General features: G+C 48.2%; 12 protein-coding genes and 2 pseudogenes. 9 read left to right on the top strand and 5 right to left on the bottom strand.

Annotation, left to right across the window (positions count from 1 at the left end; genetic code table 11):
• From traG to H5P17_RS23165, 9 genes are all read left to right on the top strand, one after another.
• A complete protein-coding gene (gene traG / locus H5P17_RS23205) occupies positions 1–2,850 on the top strand; it encodes a conjugal transfer mating-pair stabilization protein TraG (RefSeq protein ID WP_182825468.1) in 2,850 nt (949 codons plus the stop codon).
• The gene (locus H5P17_RS23200; RefSeq protein WP_182825466.1) at positions 2,837–3,397 is read left to right on the top strand and encodes a hypothetical protein; all 561 of its coding nucleotides are present in this window, start codon (positions 2,837–2,839) and stop codon (positions 3,395–3,397) included. Before traG ends, H5P17_RS23200 begins: the two co-directional genes overlap by 14 nt.
• Before the next feature lie 104 nt (positions 3,398–3,501).
• Positions 3,502–5,694, top strand: coding sequence for a type IV conjugative transfer system coupling protein TraD (traD, locus tag H5P17_RS23195; RefSeq protein ID WP_182825464.1), 2,193 nt, complete (start codon positions 3,502–3,504; stop codon positions 5,692–5,694).
• On the top strand, positions 5,694–10,922 hold the full coding sequence (gene traI / locus H5P17_RS23190; RefSeq protein ID WP_182825462.1) for a conjugative transfer relaxase/helicase TraI: 5,229 nt from the start codon (positions 5,694–5,696) through the stop codon (positions 10,920–10,922). The genes traD and traI overlap by 1 nt, the downstream gene beginning before the upstream one ends.
• A gap of 4 nt (positions 10,923–10,926) precedes the next feature.
• Entirely contained in the window at positions 10,927–11,676 is a 750-nt protein-coding gene (gene traX, locus H5P17_RS23185; RefSeq protein WP_182825461.1) for a type-F conjugative transfer system pilin acetylase TraX, read from the top strand.
• Positions 11,676–12,221 (top strand): phospholipase D family protein, encoded by a 546-nt coding sequence (locus H5P17_RS23180; protein ID WP_255477982.1) that lies wholly within the window; start codon positions 11,676–11,678, stop codon positions 12,219–12,221. Before traX ends, H5P17_RS23180 begins: the two co-directional genes overlap by 1 nt.
• An 8-nt stretch (positions 12,222–12,229) precedes the next feature.
• Entirely contained in the window at positions 12,230–12,436 is a 207-nt protein-coding gene (gene hha / locus H5P17_RS23175; protein WP_182825459.1) for a hemolysin expression modulator Hha, read from the top strand.
• A 128-nt stretch (positions 12,437–12,564) separates the two neighbouring features.
• Entirely contained in the window at positions 12,565–12,780 is a 216-nt protein-coding gene (locus H5P17_RS23170; RefSeq protein WP_182825457.1) for a hypothetical protein, read from the top strand.
• A gap of 446 nt (positions 12,781–13,226) precedes the next feature.
• Complete coding sequence (locus H5P17_RS23165; protein WP_182825455.1) at positions 13,227–14,162, top strand: Replication protein; 936 nt, start codon at positions 13,227–13,229, stop codon at positions 14,160–14,162.
• Between the two features lie 79 nt (positions 14,163–14,241).
• On the opposite strand, the gene H5P17_RS23160 is transcribed toward H5P17_RS23165, so the two are convergent.
• From H5P17_RS23160 to H5P17_RS23140, 5 genes and pseudogenes are all read right to left on the bottom strand, one after another.
• Positions 14,242–17,163 carry a Tn3 family transposase gene (locus H5P17_RS23160; RefSeq protein ID WP_182825453.1) on the bottom strand — a complete coding sequence of 974 codons (2,922 nt, stop codon included), beginning with the start codon at positions 17,161–17,163 and terminating at the stop codon, positions 14,242–14,244.
• Positions 17,164–17,184: 21 nt separating this feature from the next.
• Positions 17,185–19,575: a DEAD/DEAH box helicase family protein gene (locus H5P17_RS23155; protein WP_182825451.1), complete on the bottom strand. Its 2,391-nt coding sequence runs from the start codon at positions 19,573–19,575 to the stop codon at positions 17,185–17,187.
• A 26-nt stretch (positions 19,576–19,601) separates the two neighbouring features.
• Positions 19,602–20,177, bottom strand: a complete 576-nt coding sequence (locus H5P17_RS23150; RefSeq protein ID WP_182825449.1) for a recombinase family protein — start codon at positions 20,175–20,177, stop codon at positions 19,602–19,604.
• A 263-nt stretch (positions 20,178–20,440) separates the two neighbouring features.
• A pseudogene (locus H5P17_RS23145) lies at positions 20,441–20,872 on the bottom strand (IS6 family transposase); the annotation flags it as partial.
• A gap of 64 nt (positions 20,873–20,936) precedes the next feature.
• A pseudogene (locus H5P17_RS23140) lies at positions 20,937–21,075 on the bottom strand (IS4 family transposase); the annotation flags it as partial.
• Between the last annotated feature and the right edge of the window lie 56 nt (positions 21,076–21,131).

Raw genomic sequence — 21,131 nt, 5'->3', positions numbered from 1 at the left:
ATGGATGTCATGTATACCTACGCTGGCGGAGCTTGGTTCCGAGATTCGTTTAATGCGATAGCTGCTTTTATGATGAGCGATACCTGGGACTCAATTTTGGTTATCGCAGGGATCATATCTGTATTGGTTACCGCCGCTGCATATGTGCAATCTCATAATGTTTTCCATATGCTGAGTTGGGCTGGTATCTTTGTTTTAATTACTATTTTAGTTGGCGTTAAACGTCCCATTCAAATTATAGATACTACGTCACGCACTGCTATCTATCAGATAGACAACGTTCCTGTAGGGTTAGTGCTCCCTAGTACAATAATTACCAGTATTGGTTATGCGATGGTACTTGCTTATGAATCGGTATTTCATCAACCTGATGCATTAACCTATACACGTACTGGAATGTTATTCGGTGCGGATTTAATTGCACAATCATTTGATTTCGATTTGGCTGCTGATTCTGAAACCGCTGGGACATTTTCAGATTACGTACAGAACTGTGTTATTGGTGACATTTATCTTAACCATAAATACACAATCGATAGCTTGATGTATTCGAATGACCCAGTAAGTACTATTTTTGAAAACCCGAGCCCTCTGCGTGGGATTTTTGATAAAAATGGGACGTTTAGAACCTGTAAGGAAACTGCTGTCGAGTTACAGAAGGTGCTGACACAAACCACATCCACGAACGGAGCTACGTTTAGCTATTACGCGCAGAAAATATTTGGTGATGAACGAGGGAGCACATCAAGTATGCTGATGGCTGAGTTAATGGGTGATAGTTATAAATATTTCTATCAAGGAAGTGCGGGTGCATCTGAGATAATGAAAAAGAATGTTGCTCGTTCAGCGATAAGAAAAGGTATTTCAGCATATGCGACCAGAAGTGGTGATACGGCAAGTTTGGTAAATTTATCAACAGAGTCTTCACTCTCTAAATTGCGTATGTCGCAGGCTACATCAGCGAGTATTGCAACTCGAAATGTCCCTATGCTTCATACAGTCCTGACTGGTGTCCTCATAGGTATTTTTCCTATTGTTATGATGCTTTCGGTAATTAGCATTGTTGCAAAAGAAGTACTGAAAGGATATGTCTACGGAATGCTTTATTTATCCGTGTGGCCCTTATTATTTGCTATACTTAATAATGCGATGAACTTCTATCTTAAACAGACTACTGGTGGTATGAGGGTAACAATGTCTAACATCTCTACTGTTCAGCAATCTTATTCAGATATTGCGACAACAGCCGGATGGATGAGTTGGTCAATCCCGATCCTTTCTTACTTCATTGTTAAAGGTATGGCTGGCGGGATGAATACTATTAGCTCTCATTTGGGGTCGGCGATGCAAGGGTCTGCATCTCAGGCTGCATCGAATACCGTCGACGGCACCTGGGCCTACAATAATATGCAGACAGATAATGTTCAGGGTCATAAATGGGATACCAATAGCTCGTATACCACAGGTCAAATGTCTCGCGTTACGCAGAGTGGTGGTTCCGTTACTCAAACTGGAGGAGGTGATACCGTTTATGACAGTACAGGTGCAATGTCACGACTTCCAATGGACATTAATGCATCGCGCCTGGTCTCCAGCTCAGCGCAGCAAATGGCTAGAGAGAGCGATGTTCAAGCACAGTCAGCATTGAGTGGCTATAACAGTAGCGTTACCAGTACATGGAATACCTTGTCGCAATTCTCAAGCCAGCGCGGAAATAGCGATACGATGAGCAAAGGGGCAGACAGCTCGACCGCATCGAATCAATCTACTGCGGCACATACGATGCGCTCTGCCGTTGAATCTTATGCCAAGGCGAATAATATCAGTGAGTCTGAAGCCACTGATAAACTGATGCAACAATCGATGGTTGCTTCAGCCGGTGCTAACACAAGAGGAGGTGTTGAAGGGAGTGCTGGCCTCAAGGTGCTTGGTACTGGGGCTTCTGTTACCGGGTATGCTGGTGTGCATGCGGATGTTACGGGTTCGAATACAGACTCTAATTCTAAAAGTCAGCACGGTGCTTCCAGCAATGATTCCCGGCATGACCAAAGCGCTCAGGCGGTTTCTGACTTTAAACGGGGCTATGATGTGCTCACAAGTGAACGTGTGAGTCAATCCGGCAACCATACTGATAATAATGCAGACTCTCGTGTCGATCAGTTGTCTGCTTCCTTGAGCGAAGCTAAGAATAGTTATCAGCAATATACTTCAAGCAGTACGCGTAGTCATGAATATGCTGAGATGGCGTCACGTACTGAAAGCATGAGTGGAACGATGAGCGAGAACTTGAATCAACAGTTCGCAAATTATGTAACACAGAAATCACCTGAAAATGCAGAGGCACTCTTAACAAACACTTCGTCTCCAGAAATAGCGGCACAGCGAGAACAGCTTGCCAGGTCGTTTGTTAGTGAACAAGTTGTCCCAAAAGTTGATGCTGACTACTCTCGCAATAGTGGTGAATTGGGTAAATCGATGGCGGGCGTTGGGATCGGGGGTTCTGAAGGTGGCGTCCGTGGAGATTATGCGGGACACCAAAATGTCATCGATGGAAAAACTGAACAGGCAAATATACGTAGCGATGTTAAAGATACGGTAAATCAACATTTTGAAAGCAGTCGCTCCGGAGTTGCGGCAGTAGAAAAATCAGTGGTTGCATCTGAAAAAGACATATCAAACAATCAAGATAAACTGCAGGCAGGGCATGCTAGTGCTCAAGAGAAGAGACATCAAAATTCGGAACAGGCAAATCATGATATGCATGCTTTACCTGGTGGAGCTTCGCAAGAAGAAATGACTAAAAGAGCCAGTGAGCTCCAAAACAAGGTGAAGAATAATGATAAAAAATAAGTTATTTCAATCAAGTGAAGCATGGCGGAGATTCCTTCTTGTAATCCCCGTAATCAGCTTGATTCTAAGTGTAGTCTTTATAGTAAGGGCTGCTAACGTCAATCCGTACAACTTAATCATTATTGCGGTACTCACACCATTGTACTGGTTGATGCTCAATGTTGGAGCGAAAATTTCTTTATCAATCCGTCACGCGGATGATATAGGTCTGGTTTTTATAAATAACACAGTTTTCAGTATGGTAATCACCTATGTGATATCGTTTGTTACCATGAATGCTTTCGCTTTTATATTGCCGCCGCTACTTGGTGTTATTGTCAATGTCATATCGATAGTGATATCTGGAGTGTTGTTTGTTTTAATTAAAAAAACCGACTTCAACATCATTGCACCGGGAGCCATTGAAACGGGTTCTGGTGGTACTGAACATAAAAGGCATGATGAAAATATTAGGATTAACCCCGCAAATGGCGTCCCAATGATTTCATCGAGCAATGTCGACGTCCAAGGAAATACATACGGTAATTCAGGTCACAAACCGAACTGATTGTTTTGTATTTACAAATCAATTTTCAAGTAATTAAAAGCAATGGCTTAAGCGCCATTGCTACGCCTTTATTTTAAAAAGTTCTTATCGGGCAGAGGGTAATAATGAGCTTCAATATGAAGGATATGACCCATGGTGGTCAGGTCACGTTCATGCGTTTTCGCATGTTCAGCCAAATTACAAATCTCGTTGTATATTATCTGGTGATAGCGAGCATGTTTGTTCTTGCACTGACTGTCTATTATCGTATGACATGGCAGAATATGAAGAATGGAGGGTTGTTCTGGTGGTGTAAGATGATTACCGGTATTCGACAGAATCTTGTTAACGAGCCTACCTACCATGTTGACTATTACGGTACTGTTCTATATTACACACCGTCACGCATTTTAAGAGATGCGTACATGAATTATTGTGGCGCTCTATTAAAACAAGAACTGATTATTGCGTTAATTGCAGCGATATCAACCTTTGTCTTGGGTTTTATCATTACTTATTGGTTTTTGGGTAGGGAAGGGCGGGAGCAGAGTGAAGACGACGTTATTGGCGGACGTGTTTTAAGTGATGATCCGGCAGTGGTCGCGCGCGTAATGCGGAAGCGCGGGCAAGCATCCGATATCAAAATAGATAAATTCCCGATTAAGAAAGACAGTGAAATTCAGAACTTCGGCATGCACGGGACTGTAGGTTCAGGTAAGTCACAACTTATACGAAAATTCCTCGCGCAGTGTCGTGAGCGAAATGACCTAGTAATTATCTATGACAAAGGGTGTACCTTCGTTCGTGAGTTTTACGACCCGGCGTTGGGCGATGTGATCTTAAACCCACATGATGCTCGTTGTGCAAATTGGGACCTTTGGAAGGAGTGCCCAACACTGTCTGACATGGAAATGGCGGCGAATACGCTGATCCCTATGGGGGCATCAGAAGACCCATTCTGGCAGGGTTCTGCCAGGACAATTTTTGCTGAAGGTGCAGACAAATTCCGTCATGAAAAAAACCGCACCTACAATAAATTCCTGCGCATGTTACTGGCTATCGGGATAGATAAACTTCGGAAATTCCTTGAGGGTACGCCTGCGGCTACGCTTGTTGATGGAAAAATCGAGAAAACTGCGATCTCGATCCGGGGTGTTTTAACTAACTATGTCAAAGCAATTCGCTACCTGCAAAATATTGAAAGTGAAGGCAAGCCGGCATTTACAATCCGCGAATGGATGAAAGGGGCTCGTGCTGGCGGCAGGAATGGTTTTTTGTTTATTACTTCAAATCAACGCCATCATGAATCACTGAAACCACTAATTTCCATGTGGCTATCTATTGCTGCCAACAATCTGCAATCGATGGGTGAAAACCGGCATCGGAGGGTTTGGTTCTGGTATGACGAACTTAAATCACTGCATAAATTACCTGGATTGCCGGAAATTATTGCCGAAGCCCGTAAGTTCGGCGGCTGCTTCGGATTAGGGGTTCAATCGTATCCCCAATTAGAAGAAGTCTATGGCCCAAAAGCCGCTGAAGGTCTCTTTGATTTGTTGAATACCAAATTCTTCTTCCGATCGCCGAGTGCTAACGTGGCAAAGTTCGTACGCGATGAGTTGGGTGAGACAGTTCGCAAACGTTATAGCGAGCAAACCAGCTTCGGTATCGATCAGGTCCGTGATGGTTTAAGCACTGGCAAGGACGAAGAAACAAAATCGATAGTCAGTTATACCGATATCCAAAAACTGGAGGACCTGTCGTGCTATGTCACGCTTCCGGGCGACTATCCAGTCTTAAAGCTGGACCTCAAATATGAAGAACGGCCAGCGATCGCTGAGGAACTGGTCGAACGCAAGGTCCAGGATCACCTGGACCCAGAAATTGAGCATGAAATTGAACGACGGGAGAAGGAAAGTGCAAATGTTGCATGGCTATTCGATCCCGAAGCAAAAATTAACGACGACAAATCAGAATCATCAACCGCTACTGTGCCACAGACTCTGGCTGACGAAATCCCTCCGATACCAAAGCGGCCTAAACCAGTATCTGCAAAACCTTCAAATTATCGACCCACTTCTGCAGCTGCAGCTGCAGTTGCAGCTTCTGCTGGCCGTGAAGATGAAATTCGGCAAGAACTCCCTCTTCCACCTGGTGTAAGTGATGAGGGCGAAGTATTTGATTTGCAGGCATACGATGAGTACTGCCGGGGGGCTGACACGGATTCCAGAGACGCTGCTCGTCGTGAAGAGCTGAATATTAATCACAACCGCGACACCCGTAGCTTTGACGATCTTGAGCCAGGAGGGCGCCTCTAATGATGAGTTTCAGCGTTGTAGGTTCAGCGGCCGGTGCCGCCAGCTATTACAGTGACAAAGACAATTATTATGTACTCGGTAGCTTGGAATCACGTTGGGTTGGCGAGGGAGCAAAGGCGCTCGGACTTGAGGGAAAAGTAGAGAACGAAAAACTTACAGAAGTGCTGATGGGGAAACTTCCTGATGGTACCAGTTTATCTCGGGTTCAAGATGGAAAGGAAACCCATCGAGCAGGCTATGATTTGACATTTTCAGCACCAAAATCAGTGTCAGTATTAGCATTGGTTGGTGGTGACAAGCGGCTTATTGAGGCTCATAACAGGGCGGTCGAAGTTGCAATCAAGCAGGTTGAGAGTATTGCGAGTGCTCGTTTAACCGTGGAGGGGAAAACTGAAACGGTTCTGACAGGCAATATCGTTGCCGCGTTATTCAATCATGATACTTCCCGAGATCTTGATCCGCAGCTGCATACACATGCTGTTATTGCTAATGCGACGCAGCGCGAAGGGGAGTGGAAAGCATTAAGCAGCGATAAGGTTGGCAAAACGGGTTTTTCCGAGACAATTCTGGCCAATCAAGTTGCCTTTGGGAAGATCTATCGCAATGAACTAAAGCAAGACGTCGAAGCTATGGGGTTTAAAACGGAAATTGTTGGAAAGCACGGCATGTGGGAGTTGTCAGGCGTACCAGTCGAACCCTACTCACAGCGTAGCCAGGCGATTAATACTGTAGCGGGAGATAATGCGTCGCTCAAATCACGAGACATTGCGACATTAGATACACGAAAGGCAAAGGTTGCTTCTGATCCGGCCGAGCTGCTTGTCGATTGGCGTGGCCGTCTTAAAGATGCCGGTTTTGATATGGGATCGTATCTTGCTGCTGCACAGCAACGAACGATCGTTGAACCTCTTCCTCCTTCGCTGCAGCAAGATTCTGGGAAGTTGGTGACGTCTGCGGTCGGTGCCGCCATTTCGATGCTTTGCGACAAAAAGGTGCAATTTACGTATTCCGAATTGTTGGCTAAAACGGTCAGTCAACTGCCGGCAGAACCTGGTGTTTTCCAACTTGCACGAGCTGGTATCGAAACAGCCATTGAACAGCAACGAGTTGTTCCTTTAGATCGGGAGAACGGGGTATTTACCTCCGATATTCATTTGGTTGATGAGCTCAGCATTCACGCTATGGCCAAGGACATTAAACAGGAAAATACTGTACTTGCATTTCCGTCACAGTCAGTTGTTCGCGACAAACCTTACTCAGATGTGATGAGTGTTCTGGTACAGGATAAGCCTGCGGTTGCCGTGTTGTCGGGGATTGGTGGGGCATCTATTCAGCGCGAACGATTGGCCGAAACCCTCACTATGGCGCGTGAAATGGGACGTGAAGTCCATGTTTTATCACCGGACAAGCGGAGTCAGGATTACCTTTCCCAGGACGAGCGGTTTCAGGGGGATGTTCTGATTGGCAGACAAACGTTAACCACCGGTCTCCAACTTTCCCCTAACAGTACATTAGTGGTCGATCAGGCTGAAAAATTAACCTTGAAGGAAACCATTTCTATCTTGGAACAAGGCCGCAATGGAAATCTGCAGGTGTTGTTCATGGATACGGAACAGCGTAAAGGCATTGGAAACTCGTTATCAGTGCTCCAAAACGCAGATGTTCCGCGTTATCAATATCCTGGGCGTGAACGAACTGCAGTTGCGGTCATTAGTGAGGCTGATAAAAATCAGCGATATGAGCGTCTCGCCAAAGATTTTGTCGTGAGCCATCAACGGCACGAACATGCCGTGGTACAGGTCAGTGGAGTTAAAGAACAACAGAGTTTGACCTCTGCGATTCGTGGAGAATTAAAATCAGCGGGGGTTCTCGGGCAAAGGGACCACAGTATCAACGTGATTACGCCAGTCTGGCTGGATAGTAAAACGCGGTCATCCCGAGACAGCTATCGAACGGGGATGGTGATGGAGCGCTATGACTCCGAGAGTCGGAATCGAGAACGTTACCTTGTCGATCGCGTCACTGATCGCAGCAATTCTCTCACATTGATCAACATCGACACAGGTGAGCAACGTCTTGAGCGTATTGGGAAGTTAGACAGTAGTTGGACTTTATACCAAGCCAAAACGTTAGCGGTGGCAGAGGGCGATACTCTGCGGGTTCTAGCCAAAGACAGAGAGGCAGGTATTAAGGCTGGGGATAGAGGCATTGTTGTCGGGATCAGTGACGAAAAGTTGCAGCTGAAAGTCGGTAATAAAATGGTAGATCTTGATACCGGACGTGCTTTGAAGGTTGCTCACGGGTACGTTGAAGGCATTGGCGCCAGCGTTAGTGATAAAGCGACAGTATTTGCAGCTGCAGCGGCAAAAGACATGAGCGCTGCCGCTTTGAATAGCTTGGCGCGTAGTGGTCGGGAAGTCCACCTTTACACCGCCCTAGAGACGAACAAAGCGGATAAGAAACTGGCCAATAATCCTAATTATCTTCTTGTAACTGAGCAGGTTAAAACACGCGCCGGCAATGGTGAACTTGATACCGCAATGCAGCTACAGCGAGACAATTTATACTCGCCGGCACAGCAGTCAGTGTCACTTGGTTTGCGCCAAACTGAAGCCAATACGTTGGCCTTCACTCGTACCTACCTACTGGCAGCATCTCTAGGGTGGGACAGTAGTGTAAAACTTGATGACGTTTCAAAAGAGGTTGACCGACAGATTAAAGATGGGGAACTGATAAATGTACCCACGGCTGTGGGTGTCGGTACCGACCTTTTGGTTTCCCGTGCAAGTTACGACCTCGAAAAAAGCATACTTCGTACGATTGCTGACGGAAAAGACCAGGTTCAGCCACTAATGTCATTGGTTCCAGCCCACAATTTAGCTGGGCTTACCGCGGGGCAAAGGAATGCATCCAATCTTATTTTGCAAAGCCGGGACCGATTTACCGCGATCCAAGGTTATGCCGGCGTGGGCAAAACAACACAATTTAAAGCGGTTATGAGCACTATTAACCTGCTCCATGACTCAGCAAAACCGAATGTCATCGGCCTGGGGCCAACGCATAGAGCCGTGGGTGAAATGCAATCGGCTGGGGTGCCTGCGCAAACAGCCGCGTCGTTTCTATCTGAAACCTCGCAACGTATTTTGTCTGGAGAGAAAGTCGACCTTTCAAAGACCTTATTCGTCATTGATGAAGGCTCGATGTTTGGTAACAGAGATATGGAGAAGGCATATCGCTTGATCGCTGAAGGTGGAGGCCGTGCAGTGACGAGTGGTGACGTAGACCAGCTCGCTGCAATTGACAGTGGGCAACCATTTAAATTAATGCAGCAGAGGAGTGCAATCGACATAGCTGTCATGAAAGATATTGTGCGCCAGTTGCCAGAGTTAAAACCAGCTATCTACAGCATCATCGAGGGTGATTTTCGCGGCGCCTTGGATCAAATCGAAGCTGTAAAACCGGGACAGGTACCACGGGAAAGCGGCGCATGGGTACCTGAAAGTTCTGTTGTGGAACTGAAGATTCCTGATGAGAGCAAAAAGGTTACAGATTCTATACCTGTACTCAATGAAGGCCGTCCTGGCGCTTCATTGAATGTGGGGCCGGAAGATGTAATTCAAGCCATTGTTCATGACTTTATTGGACGAACAGCTGAAGCCAGAGAGCAGACCATTACAATTGCGCATTTGAACGCAGACCGTCAGGTAATCAATACATTGATCCACGATGAGTTGCATAAGAAAGGTGATGTTGGTGAGCGGGAGGTAGCGTTACCTGTTTTATCTCCGATCAGCATTCCGGCTGGAGCCCTCCGCAGCGCAGATGCTTTCACCTCATTCGTAGGGAAGACTGCTTACCTGGAACGTGAGTATTACACCGTCGACGGAGTGGATAAGGCCAATGGCACAGTAACACTTACAGACAGTGACGGCGGAAAAAGGCTTCTCTCCAGCTTTCAAAGCTCACAGGAAGAGGTGTCGATTTTCAATCGTTCTGAGATCGTTGTCAGTGTCGGCGATAAAGTTCGTATGACTCTCAGTGATAATGAGCGGGGTTATGTAGCCAATAGCAGTTGGAAAGTTTCAGCTGTCGACGAAGGGACTGTGACGATCAGTAATGGTAGGCAAGAAAAGACATTGCATCCGGGACGAGAGTTTGCAGAAAGACACATTGATCTTGCCTATGCAGTTACCAACTTCGGAGCCCAGGGGGCCAGTGAGCGATTTTCGATATCGCTCGAGGGTACTGAAGGTGCTCGTTCTGTGATGGTGAGTAAAGAGTCGGCCTATGTATCTCTGTCGCGATCTAAAGAACACGTTCAGGTCTATACAGATAATCGTGAGGGATGGTTGGACGCCATTTCGAAACAGTCCCTAAAGGTCACCGCTCACGACGTTCTTCATCGGGACGATGATATGGCCTCAGTGATCGCTACCAGGCTGTTATCGACTGCTACCCCACTTCAAGATACTGCGCTGGGCAGAGCGTTATTAAACACATCTGGTTTAGATGGCAAATCAATGGCTAGTTTCATCCGTCCAGGTAAGAAATACCCGGAACCCCATGTAGCCTTACCTGTATTTGACTCGAACGGTCGGCGTGCTGGCGTATACCTCGATACCTTGCGTCATCAAGAGACGGGCCGGGGCGCATGGCTGGCGAATGAGCCGCGATTGATCGGTAGTGAAGATGCTCGTTTTGCAGCATTGCAGGCCAGTCAGAACGGGGAGACGCGTATAGCTGAAAACATGAGTAAGGCCCTCGAGGTTGCATTTCAAAACCCGGAGAGTGGCGTAATTATCCGTTTGGCGGGGGAAGGGGAACCGCACAACGTTCAGCGTATTACCGGGAAAGTCATCGTGAATGATGATGCTGTTAAACGCGCCGGCGATGTGAATAAAGTTGATGGAAGTGGCGAGTATCAACTGCCACCAACACCGGAAGAAAAGAGACAGCAGGAGATTGAAGAACAAACCCGGAAAGCAGCTGAACAGCAGGAAAAAGTCTTAACCGGTGCGCAAAAAGAAGATGAAGTGGTACGTGACGTCGCGAAAGAAGCACCAAGCGCAGGTAGAGAAACAAAACTCCCGGACACAGTTGTTATTGACGTTGGCCGGGATCTTGATAGAGACAGCGCCATTGCGCGAGTAGCCGAGGATGTTAAAGCGTTCGAACGATTCCAGCAGGTAGAGCGCGAAATTTTGAAAGACAAGACATTTGGGGAGTAATTCGATGGAACTACTGAATGAACGTCAAGGTGTTCGCCTTCAACACTATTTAGCACTATCACCGGCGCAGATTGACTGGTTGAAACTGTTTGCTTTTGCGGCGATGGTTGGGGATCACCTCAACTGGTCCTTACAGCTGGCTAACCCTTGGCTAATGCTGATGGGACGTATGGTTTTGCCTCTTTTTGGTCTTATCTGGGGAATGAACCTGGCGCGACGGGCGCTTATCTCTCAAGCTAGCCTCAACCGATTGTGGTTTTGGGCTGTGCTGGCTCAACCCGTTTATTGGCTTGCTATGCGGTCGGCTGGATTTGATTGGTGGAACCTGAACATTCTTTTTGCATTTGCAGTATGCGGGCAGTGTCTCAGGCTTGTGATGTCTGGCGGCGTCCTTCACTTTATTGCTGTCATCGTACTTTTGGTCGTCTATCTCCCTCTTTCAGAAACCAGTTACTCGTTACCGGGTTTGATGCTTTTAGCTTGCAGCTATGGGTATTTTCGGTTGTCTGCTCAGCCACTACGAGAAGCGTTTGCGATCACCTGGTTAGCCTCTGCAGCACTTTTGAACTTCGGCAACAACTGGGAATACTGTTTGGCGGCGGTTATCTTGCCGGTTGGAGTGATAGGACTTGTAAGAACGGGTCAGCTGCAATCCGATCAGCGGTTCCTTTCCCGAAATTTTTTTACCGGCGCCTATGTTGCTCATCTCGCGATTCTTGCTGTAGTCGCATGCTTGCTTGGAGGACATGCTTGATGTTTGACATCATTCATCGCAGAGCCGTTATCTCGACAATGACAATAATGAGTGTAGGCCTCTTTAGTGCCGCAACTGGATGTTGGGCAGCAGCGTCCGTCAGTGTTGGATTCTCTCCCTACGGTGACGCCCATTCAATGGTAATGGCCATAATCAACGATGCTCATTCGAGTATCGATATGGTGACATACAGCTTCACCAGCAAGCCTATTGCCGTTGCTTTGAGCAATGCACAAAAACGAGGGGTGACAGTTCGCGTAGTCGCCGACAGAGAACAAAGTGAAAAAAGTTACAGTGCAACGCAATTCTTATCCAATCGTGGAGTCCCTGTTAGGCTGAACGGTAATTATCCCGCTCTCCATTCCAAATTTATCGTTATCGACGGTAGTAACGTTGAAACAGGATCGTTTAATTACACTGCCGCGGCTCGTAAGAACGTTGAGAACGTACTGGTGATTCGTGATGCCCCAGATATAGCTAAGGTTTATGCGCAAGAGTTTGAGAGGCTGTGGGCCGAGGGTTACGAGCTGAAAGGCAATTACTAAGGGATTATATGACCAAGCAAGAGTACCTGATGCGCTTGCGGCGTTGCCGCACGCGTGACACTTTGGAAAAAATTATTGAGAAAAAAAATAACCAGGCGCTACCGGCAGCGGAATTGGCCGAGTTTTTGGCGGCAGCAGATCACCGGCTCGCCGAGCTGATAACGGGGAAGTTATTCGATAGAGTACCTAAAGGAGTCTGGTCTTTAGTTTATTGAGAGTGCAGCTACCCATCGACAATATGGATAGCGCTCATTTTTGCAACAAATTTGGTAACGACTCCTTTGACTTCATGGGAATAGACATATAGCCTCAATAGTATGTTTCCATGAGAGAGAGCAGTTGTATGGAAAATAAACGTAGAGAACGACGCTCGGGCGCAGCTTATGTTCAAGCTTTCCGCGAACGCACAAAGGCAACCAGCAGTAAGCTGGATACGTGGATAAAGCCTCAAAATAAGGACTATCTGAAGTCTTTGTCGGAAGAGATGAACAAGCCAATGAAAGAAGTCGTGGATTTATTGATCGAAGATCACGCAAATCGCCGCAGACAGATCTTGTGATCGTTGGCTTATCTGCTAAGATTTCAAAATGATCCTTCGTGATCGTTTTAAGCGACCGAGTGTGTTAGATTATATCGCATTGAATTTATTGGATAGGACGTATCCTTAAACGTCCAGGGAAGGGTGCCTGCAGGAGAATCCAGAGCGCCCAGAACGCAAAAACCCCTGAAATCTATTATCAACTTGCCGGAAGAGATAGAAGTCAGGGGTCGTAAAGCAGGCGCTGGCCTGTAGAGAATTATAGCGTATGCGTATAACAATACAACCCCGTTTCGGCATAAGCTCAGGAACGGGTGATTGAGCGAAATTCAAGTCAGCTCGCAGTAGATCCTGCGTTCACCAACAAGCGCTTTTCCCGCCGCGGAGAAGCCAATGCCCTTCGTAAAGGGCAATCAAAGGTTCATCGCCGTTACCAGCCGAGTCTGAGTTGCACCGTCCCACGTGGAATGGCATCGAAAGTTGTGGCGCGTGTCAGCAGCCATAATTGGCACCGCAACCCTGATTTGGTCGAACTGCGTCGTAGCGGCTATATTCCCTATACCAAACGCAATGATCGCCATTACGTACCCAAACCGATGCGCGTACACGCTCGCTCAGAAGCCTGTGAAGCCTTGACGGCCCTAAGCCAGGTTATGGCCGCCAACTGCGACTACAATCCGGACAGCGACTACCCGTTTGAGATCATGGCGCCAATGGAGCAGCTCGCTCACTATATGGGCGTGTTGCATGTGTACCATAATGGACGAAAAGCCTACGACGTCGCGCTGAACGCGCTGTCGGTCATGGAGCAGTTGCAGTACGCCATTGTGCTGCATGATAAAGACACCGATTCTGGACAGAACAAACCACTACGCATCTGGCTCAGCGAAAAATTCTTCACGTCGCGCGGGATCGCCGTCGACGAAATTCGCCAGTGGCTCGGTCAGTTTCGCACCTGGGCCATCAAAAATGGCCTGACAGAAACGCTGCGTACCAAATACGAACGACACCTCCTACGCATTGAGCACATCGGCATTGACCTCAAAAACAGGCATTCGCTGCGCAACCGGCTAAAACAAATCAAGCGGTGGGTTGTCAGTCCGGATCTTGCACGCGAAAAAGAACGTGCCGTTGGCCAACTGGAAGACGCACTGGATACTATCGAGAACTCTGAGCGTCTTGATGCTGTCCTGGACGGCTTGCAGGGGCGGATCAACGCCTCCGCGAAGGGAAAGAGAAAAGCCAATCCGTTCTATCAGGCATTTGTCAGCTGGTCCGGTAAAGCGATGCCGCACCAGGTTGTGCAACTGGAAGCGGCGCTGAAAAAAGACCAACCAGGTTTACTGCAGCGAGATCCGGAAAGTTACTACCGGCAGTTGCTTGAGCGAGCCGGCCAGCTCTGATCCGTCCCTAAATCTTCCCCACGATACCGTGTCTTGCCAGACGGGGTAGTGACCGGGTAGCTGCGATAACTGCCAACTTTCAGGCAACCGCTTCGATCGGCAGCCTTGTTTCCATATCGAGTTCGAATATCCCGTAGGGGTTTACATGGGCATAAATCAGCGGCGTCAGTGCCCTGAAGTCTTCTGCCTTCATTCGTGACAGCCATACAGGCTCATTTAGTACCTGCTGGATCATCAGCGTGTTTACATAGACCAGGCAAATCTGCAACAAATGCAGAGCCAGGACAGACAACTCCTGCTCCTCCAGACGGTTTGTCGCCACTTCCCCGCCCTTACCATAAAAAATGAACGCGTTTGCACTGTTCCAGTTTTCCACTACGTTTAGTCCTTCATTTATCTCAATACGAAGATCTTCGGAGCCAATATACCGACACAAGAAAATGGTTTTTATTGCTTTTCCCAGCTCTGCCAGAGCCTTATAAGTCGGATGCTGAACGTTGTTTTTGGTAAACCTGCGTAAAATGGCTTCCGGCTCTGCGGTCCCCTGTTTTAACGCTGTGGCATACTTAATCATTTCATCATACTGCTGAATGATGAGCTCCCAGTTAATGGCGCGGGTTAACACAGGTTCCAGATTTGGATAGTCGCCGGGCTTGTCATCACCGGTACGATAGAGTTTCTGACTGGCCACGGCCTTAAGCCGCGGTAGCAGGTCAAACCCCAGCAGATAAGAGAAGGCAAACGCAACTTCACTCTGTCCGTGGCTGTCAACGTACTGCCGCTCAATATCCATGTCAGTACAGTGGCGCAAAACGCCTTCGATCATGGCGGCAACTTCAGAGGAAGAACAGCGCTTGAGCTGGGAGTAGATACAGGTTGATTTCTTTTCCACATGCCAGTAAATCATAACGCCACGGCCGCCATACCGGATATGCCATTCCGTCATCAGATTTTGATCCCAGGAGCCAAACTTTTTGGAATCCGAAGCGCAGGATGTTGTCCCTTCTCCCCAGACGGCAGGATTACGAACAGCAAAAATCGCCCGGGCAACCTGACCAATGGCATTGCGTAATGCTGCCTTATGTACAAAACGACGCCGCACATTCAGCAGTTCTTTATAACTTATCCCGTGGCGTCCTCCGCTGACCCGTTTTAAACCGGTATTGGTCCCCATTCCGTAAAGGCAGAGCAGTAAACGCTGCTGAAGACTTTTTCTGTCGAGGTTCTCACGGTCTGCGACGCTTTTAAAATGATCACTGAATCCAATCCGCAGGTCCGCTTCTTTCAGCACATCGAGCAGGCTGGTCATAGGCCAGCGACCTGCGATCTCACGTTTCAGACCCGCCAGATTAACGGGGTCCTCCTGGGGCTCAAAGGGGGTTATAGAGATCCTGTTTTTACCCTGAGACAAAATCTTTACCTTGCGGTTTCCGGGCATATCGCGGTTAAGAGCTGCCAGAGCGGCATTCATTTCATCACGTAACTGTGATACGAAGGCGATGGCATCAGTGGTCTGACCGAGGTCACGGTAATAATTTTCACGGTTAGCATCAAAATCCTGCGGAAGATCATCGTCAGGATTTCGGTATCGGTCAGCATCCACTACCCAGATCTCTTTACTGCGCAGGCGGTTCCTTAATGCCTGCATAACGCATATCTCGTAGTTTATGCGGTTGATTCGCTTTTCGCCCTGATGCTCTTCAATAACAATATCATGCCACTTGGGCTGAATCACGCCCTCCACGGGAATAGAATCTTCAAGCCGTATATAACGCTGAGCACTGCTCTCATGATCTTTAAGCCAGTCAAGGGCATCCAGTACCGGATGGTGGCGACTGTTACCGGAGCAAAAGGTCAGCGCATCCAGTATTTTGGGCAGCATACGGCGGTAGTGGTTGCTGTAGGAAGACCTGAGGATCTTATGAACCTGTTGCTGGTAAGCCGGGCCTGACGATTTAAATTCTTTCAACAGGCTTTTCAGTGTGTCCTCTCCTGCAATCGGGTACACAACCTCTTTAACCCGCCCCTCAGGATTATTCAAAACCGCTTCCGCTATCCGGAATAAAAGTGCTGTTTTGCCATGGACTTTCTGAAAATCTGCGAGCAGCGTTTTAACCAACCGGCGTTCGGAACGTGCTGACAGGCGATGGACGATCTGAATGAACAACTCAATCAACCCGTCGATTATCTCCCTCTGACGGCTGTACAGAAATGCAGCGTAAAGACCGTAACGAATTGTCCAGGGATGCTGCCTCATTTCCCAGGTACTTTCGCTGTTAACGCGCTGCCGGTAACGTTGCAACACTTTTGTGCTGAATGAGGCAAACATATCAACCGGCAGATGCAGTGAACGTATAAAATTGAGTTTTTTGACCTCTTTTAATACGCTTTCCAGCCCTATACGCCCGGGGTCTGCTTTGAGGTCGCCAAAACTTACTCCCTCAGCGCCATTGCTCAGTGAGGCTTCCATCAATATCTTACTTTCAGTGGACAGACTGTCAGCGCAGCGCTGGTACAGATGAAGTTCAAACTGTTGAAAAGACGAGCGTACCAGGCGCTCCAGTTCCTTATCGGCGGGACATTCCGCCTGGTGCTGCTGAAACCAGCTAAATGCAGCCTCAGTAGCGTCAGCGAGATCAGAACCATGAGGAAAAAGGGTATTAATCAGCCAGTCTGAAAACGCGTTTTTATCTGTCGCTGATACCCGGCGAATGCCCAGGAAGTTAAGGATCTCCTTACGATGCCGTGCCCCGGTTCGCCCTGACCACTCATAGTCCTGAAGCCCGGGGACATCAACATCCAGCTGATCAGCTAAATAGTGGAGTGGCGTTTCCGGGATCTCATTGATTGTCGAAGGGAAACGACCTGTATTCTGATAAAACTTAAGCTGAACAGCAAATGGCAGGTGGTTTCTGGCTGGCTTGGTTTTGAGCAGTCGTGTTTCTTCAAACTTCAGACTCCAGTGTTCAGCCAGCTCATCAATATCCCAGATCCGTTTCATTTTACCGTCCCATTATCAATGTTACCATAATGTTAATTTGGCGGGTGTTCCTGAATCTGGCCCTGAATCATTTTCAGTTATGATCCGGTACCCCATCGCCTTATAACCCTGCTGACGTTTATCCCACATTCTGAGCAGCGCAGGATAACCTGAATCCACAAAATCGATTATTCTGACATCAGTTTTACCCGCATGCTCCCTGTGGAGACGACCGGCATATTGCTGTAACGTGCCTTTCCACGACACAGGCATGGCGAGAATCAGCGCATCCAGTGGCGGATGGTCAAATCCCTCGCCGACCAGTTTACCTGTTGCCAGCAGAATACGGGGCGCATCTGACGGCAAAGCATTCAGCTCGGAAATAAGCATCGTACGCTTTTTTTTCGATAATCTTCCGTGAAGAACAAGGGGCGATAATTTCAGAGAGGCCAGTGCGGATGCTATATCATCCAGGTGGTCGGTGCGTTCAGTCAGTACCAGTACTTTACGTCCCTGTTCGAAAGCGTTCCTGGCTTCGCCAGCAATGGCTGAAGTTCTCTCCTGATCCATCGCAATTTCCCGGAATACATCCTGTATTCTGGCATCAGATGGCAAATTCCCGGGCGTAAATCGGGTACGGGATACGACTTCCAGATTATGGGGGCTTTCTTTCGGGCGGGCCGCCGTATGACGAATAGGTCCGCAGTGCATAAATATGATAGGATGCAAGCCATCCCGTCGGACTGGCGTTGCAGTCAGACCAAGTACATATCTGGCATTTGCCTCTTTCAGTATGGCATCGAAGGAAACCGCGCCAATATGATGGCACTCATCAACGATGATTTGACCATAATTTTTAACAAGCGGGTCCACCTCACCATGCCTGGATATTGACTGCATCACCGCAATATCAATTTCGCCACCAGGTTTATGTTTTCCGCCCCCGATAACGCCAATATCATTACTGGTTTGCAGAAACAACCGGAGGCGCTCCTGCCATTGTTTCAACAATTCGGTGCGGTGTACCAGTACAAGTGTATTGGTTTTTCGACGGGCGATCGCTGCTGCCGCTGTGACCGTTTTACCAAAAGCGGTTGGTGCACAAAGCACGCCGCAGTCATGGAGCAGTAACTCAGAAACCGCAGCTTCCTGGTCCGGTCTCAGTTTTCCCAGAAAAGTCACATCACATGCAGCTCCTGCAAATCGTTCATCTATGATTTCACTGGCAATGCTGTTGTCGCGCAGTAAAGATAACGCGGCATCCAGACACCCACGGGGCAAAGCAATGTGCTGAGGGTAATTCTCAGCACAGCCTATTACACGGGGCTTATCCCAGACCGACATACGCATGGCCTGGGCTTTATAAAATTCAGGGTTCTGGAATGCAGCCAACCGGATCAGTCGGTTGACCAGCGCCTGAGGTAATTGTGTTTTTTCGAAGTAGATCAAATTCGCAAGAGTGATCTTCAGTGGGGCCGACAAGGAAATGTTGAGCCTGGTTCCTGATAATTTTTCAGATTTCCATGGTGTGGCCAAATCTTCTTCGTTGATAAAGGTCACATCCAGAGGGTGAGTATTCCCGGTGGCCCGTAATATCGTAGGCTCAATATCATGAGCGTTCATCGGTATCACCGACGCAAGGAAAGCCCACTGATCAGGATAAGGCCGGAGGGTGGCATCAACAAAAATACTCCCACCTGACTCCCGCGGCCCTTTTTGCAGAGGTAGCGAAATCAGGTTACCGAATCCACCTTTTGGCATTATATCCTGATTCGGAAACAACCGATCATAAGAGCTCAGCTGGAGCTGTCGGGTCCGGCTACAGGTATGGCTGATAATAGCCGTCCCCAGACGGCGGGCATCCCGGGCCAGAACGCGGGACGCAAAAAACACCCAGACATGAGCCCCCTGACAAGATCTTGATACCTCCAGTGCTGCTGGTACACCAAGTTCATTGCAGGATTGCATAAACGCTGACGCATCGGCCTGCCATTCTGCTTCGTCAAAATCAACGGCCAGAAAATAACAGAAGTCATCTTCCAGCAAAGGGTATACACCGATGGTGTGTTCGCCTGCCAGATGCCGATAGATAACGGGATCAGATACGGGAACAAGATGTCGGTTAGAGCAGTCGCTACATTTTATCCGCGGTTTACCACATATACCTGGCTTCCACTCGTTGGCACAGGCAGGAGAATAGCCCGATTTTCCGCTGTTTTTACTTTCCCAACGCAGGGCCCATACATCGTCCCGCCCGCGGAACAGTCGGCGAAACAGTGCAACTTTGTCCGCAGTAGATAAGGTTGATAATTTTTGCACCGTAACCTGCGGCTTAATTCGCCACTCAATCCCATGGGTTTCAAGTAACGAAATTAACCGGACATTTTCTGCCCGCAGTGCCGATAATTCATCGCTGTCAGATTTTCGAACCATGCGCTGCTGTAAATCCCCACATAGATTTATGTCTGTCTGATCTCAGACATCCGGTGTCTGGCGAGAAGCCGTACCACAGTGGAAGGATGAACACGGAACAGTCGGGCGGCATCCGCACCTGTTTTCTGACCCGATGTGACGAGCAAGACAATCTCTTTTTGCTGCTGTGGCGTTAATTTGGGGCGCCGTCCACCAACCCGACCGTCCTGACGAGCCGCTGCAAGCCCGTTCCGTGTTCGTTCACGAAGCATGGCGCGCTCAAATTCAGCAAAGGAGCCGACGATCTGCATCATCATCCTTCCAGCCGGAGTGGATGTGTCAATATTTTCGGTAATGCTGCGGAAATCCGCCCCCGTGTTTTCAATCTTCTCCAGCGTCAGCAATAAATCCTTCAGCGAGCGGGAAAGACGGTCCAGTTTCCATACAATAACCTGATCACCTTTGCGTAGCTGCTGCAAAAGTCTCTGTAACTCGGGGCGATCCCATCGCCCGCCCGACGCTTTTTCCTGGAATATCAATTCACACCCGGCTGATTTTAGTGCTGATATCTGGGCCTGAGTATCCTGTTCTTGTGTCGAAACCCGGGCATAACCGATGAGCATGATTGCGATTTCCTGTTGCCATTTGATTTTATATTGCAATATATTTTTGCAATGCACAAGGCCGCATCGTCACGTTGGAGCAGGAGAGGTTGCATAAACGTTCGTTTATGCGTGAAGGAGGAGGGAAGAAAAGTTGGCAGTTATCGCAGCTACCCGGTCACTACCCGTAGAGCCATAAACTCAGGGGTAAATCTTCGTTTCTGGTTCACTAAACACCTCCATTTTGGATGTAAGTTTAGTGTCCTGATTATTCAACCACTACAGCCATAGGTGGGCGCTTTATCCGTGTTGATAAATCGCAGGATCTGCCACTTCTTCACGTTGTTGAGGATTTTACCCAGGAACCGGTATGCGGCTTTGCTGTTACGACGCGGGGAGAGATAAAAATCGACAGTGAGGCCCCTGTTGTCGACGGCCCGGTAAAGATAAGCCCAGCGGCCATTGACCTTCACGTACGTTTCATCAATGTGCCACGGGCAAAGATCGGAAGGGTTACTCCAGTACCAGCGCAATCGTTTTTCCATTTCAGGCGCATAACGCTGAATCCAGCGGTAAATCGTGGAGTGATCGACATTAACACCACGCTCGGCCAGCATCTCCTGCAGTTCACGGTAGCTGATGCCATATTTGCGGTACCAACGTACCGCCCACAGGATGATGTCACGCTGAAAATGCCGGTCTTTGAATGGGGTCATGTGCTGCTCCGTCAGCAAAAGGTGACATTGAGCTTATCACCTCCGGATTTTTGCAACAGAGCCTGTCATGATGGAGCAACGAATTTCCCAGTAAGCGGTCAACACGTTTTATTTTGTTCTTTACCTGGCAAAAATCGCCCAATACTACTCAACGTTAGCGATGCACCATTGATCAGCCCAACTGTATGCATCAACGAGTGCATTTTACCGATATTGATGAAAAGGTCCTGGAAAAAATTCTGGCATAATTTACGGGCAG

Source organism: Serratia sp. OS31, from assembly GCF_014164835.1.
In the GTDB taxonomy this organism is placed as follows: domain Bacteria; phylum Pseudomonadota; class Gammaproteobacteria; order Enterobacterales; family Enterobacteriaceae; genus Serratia; species Serratia liquefaciens_A.
The sequence above is the reverse complement of the archived record's forward strand: the minus strand, read 5'-3'. Positions and strand labels throughout refer to the sequence as shown.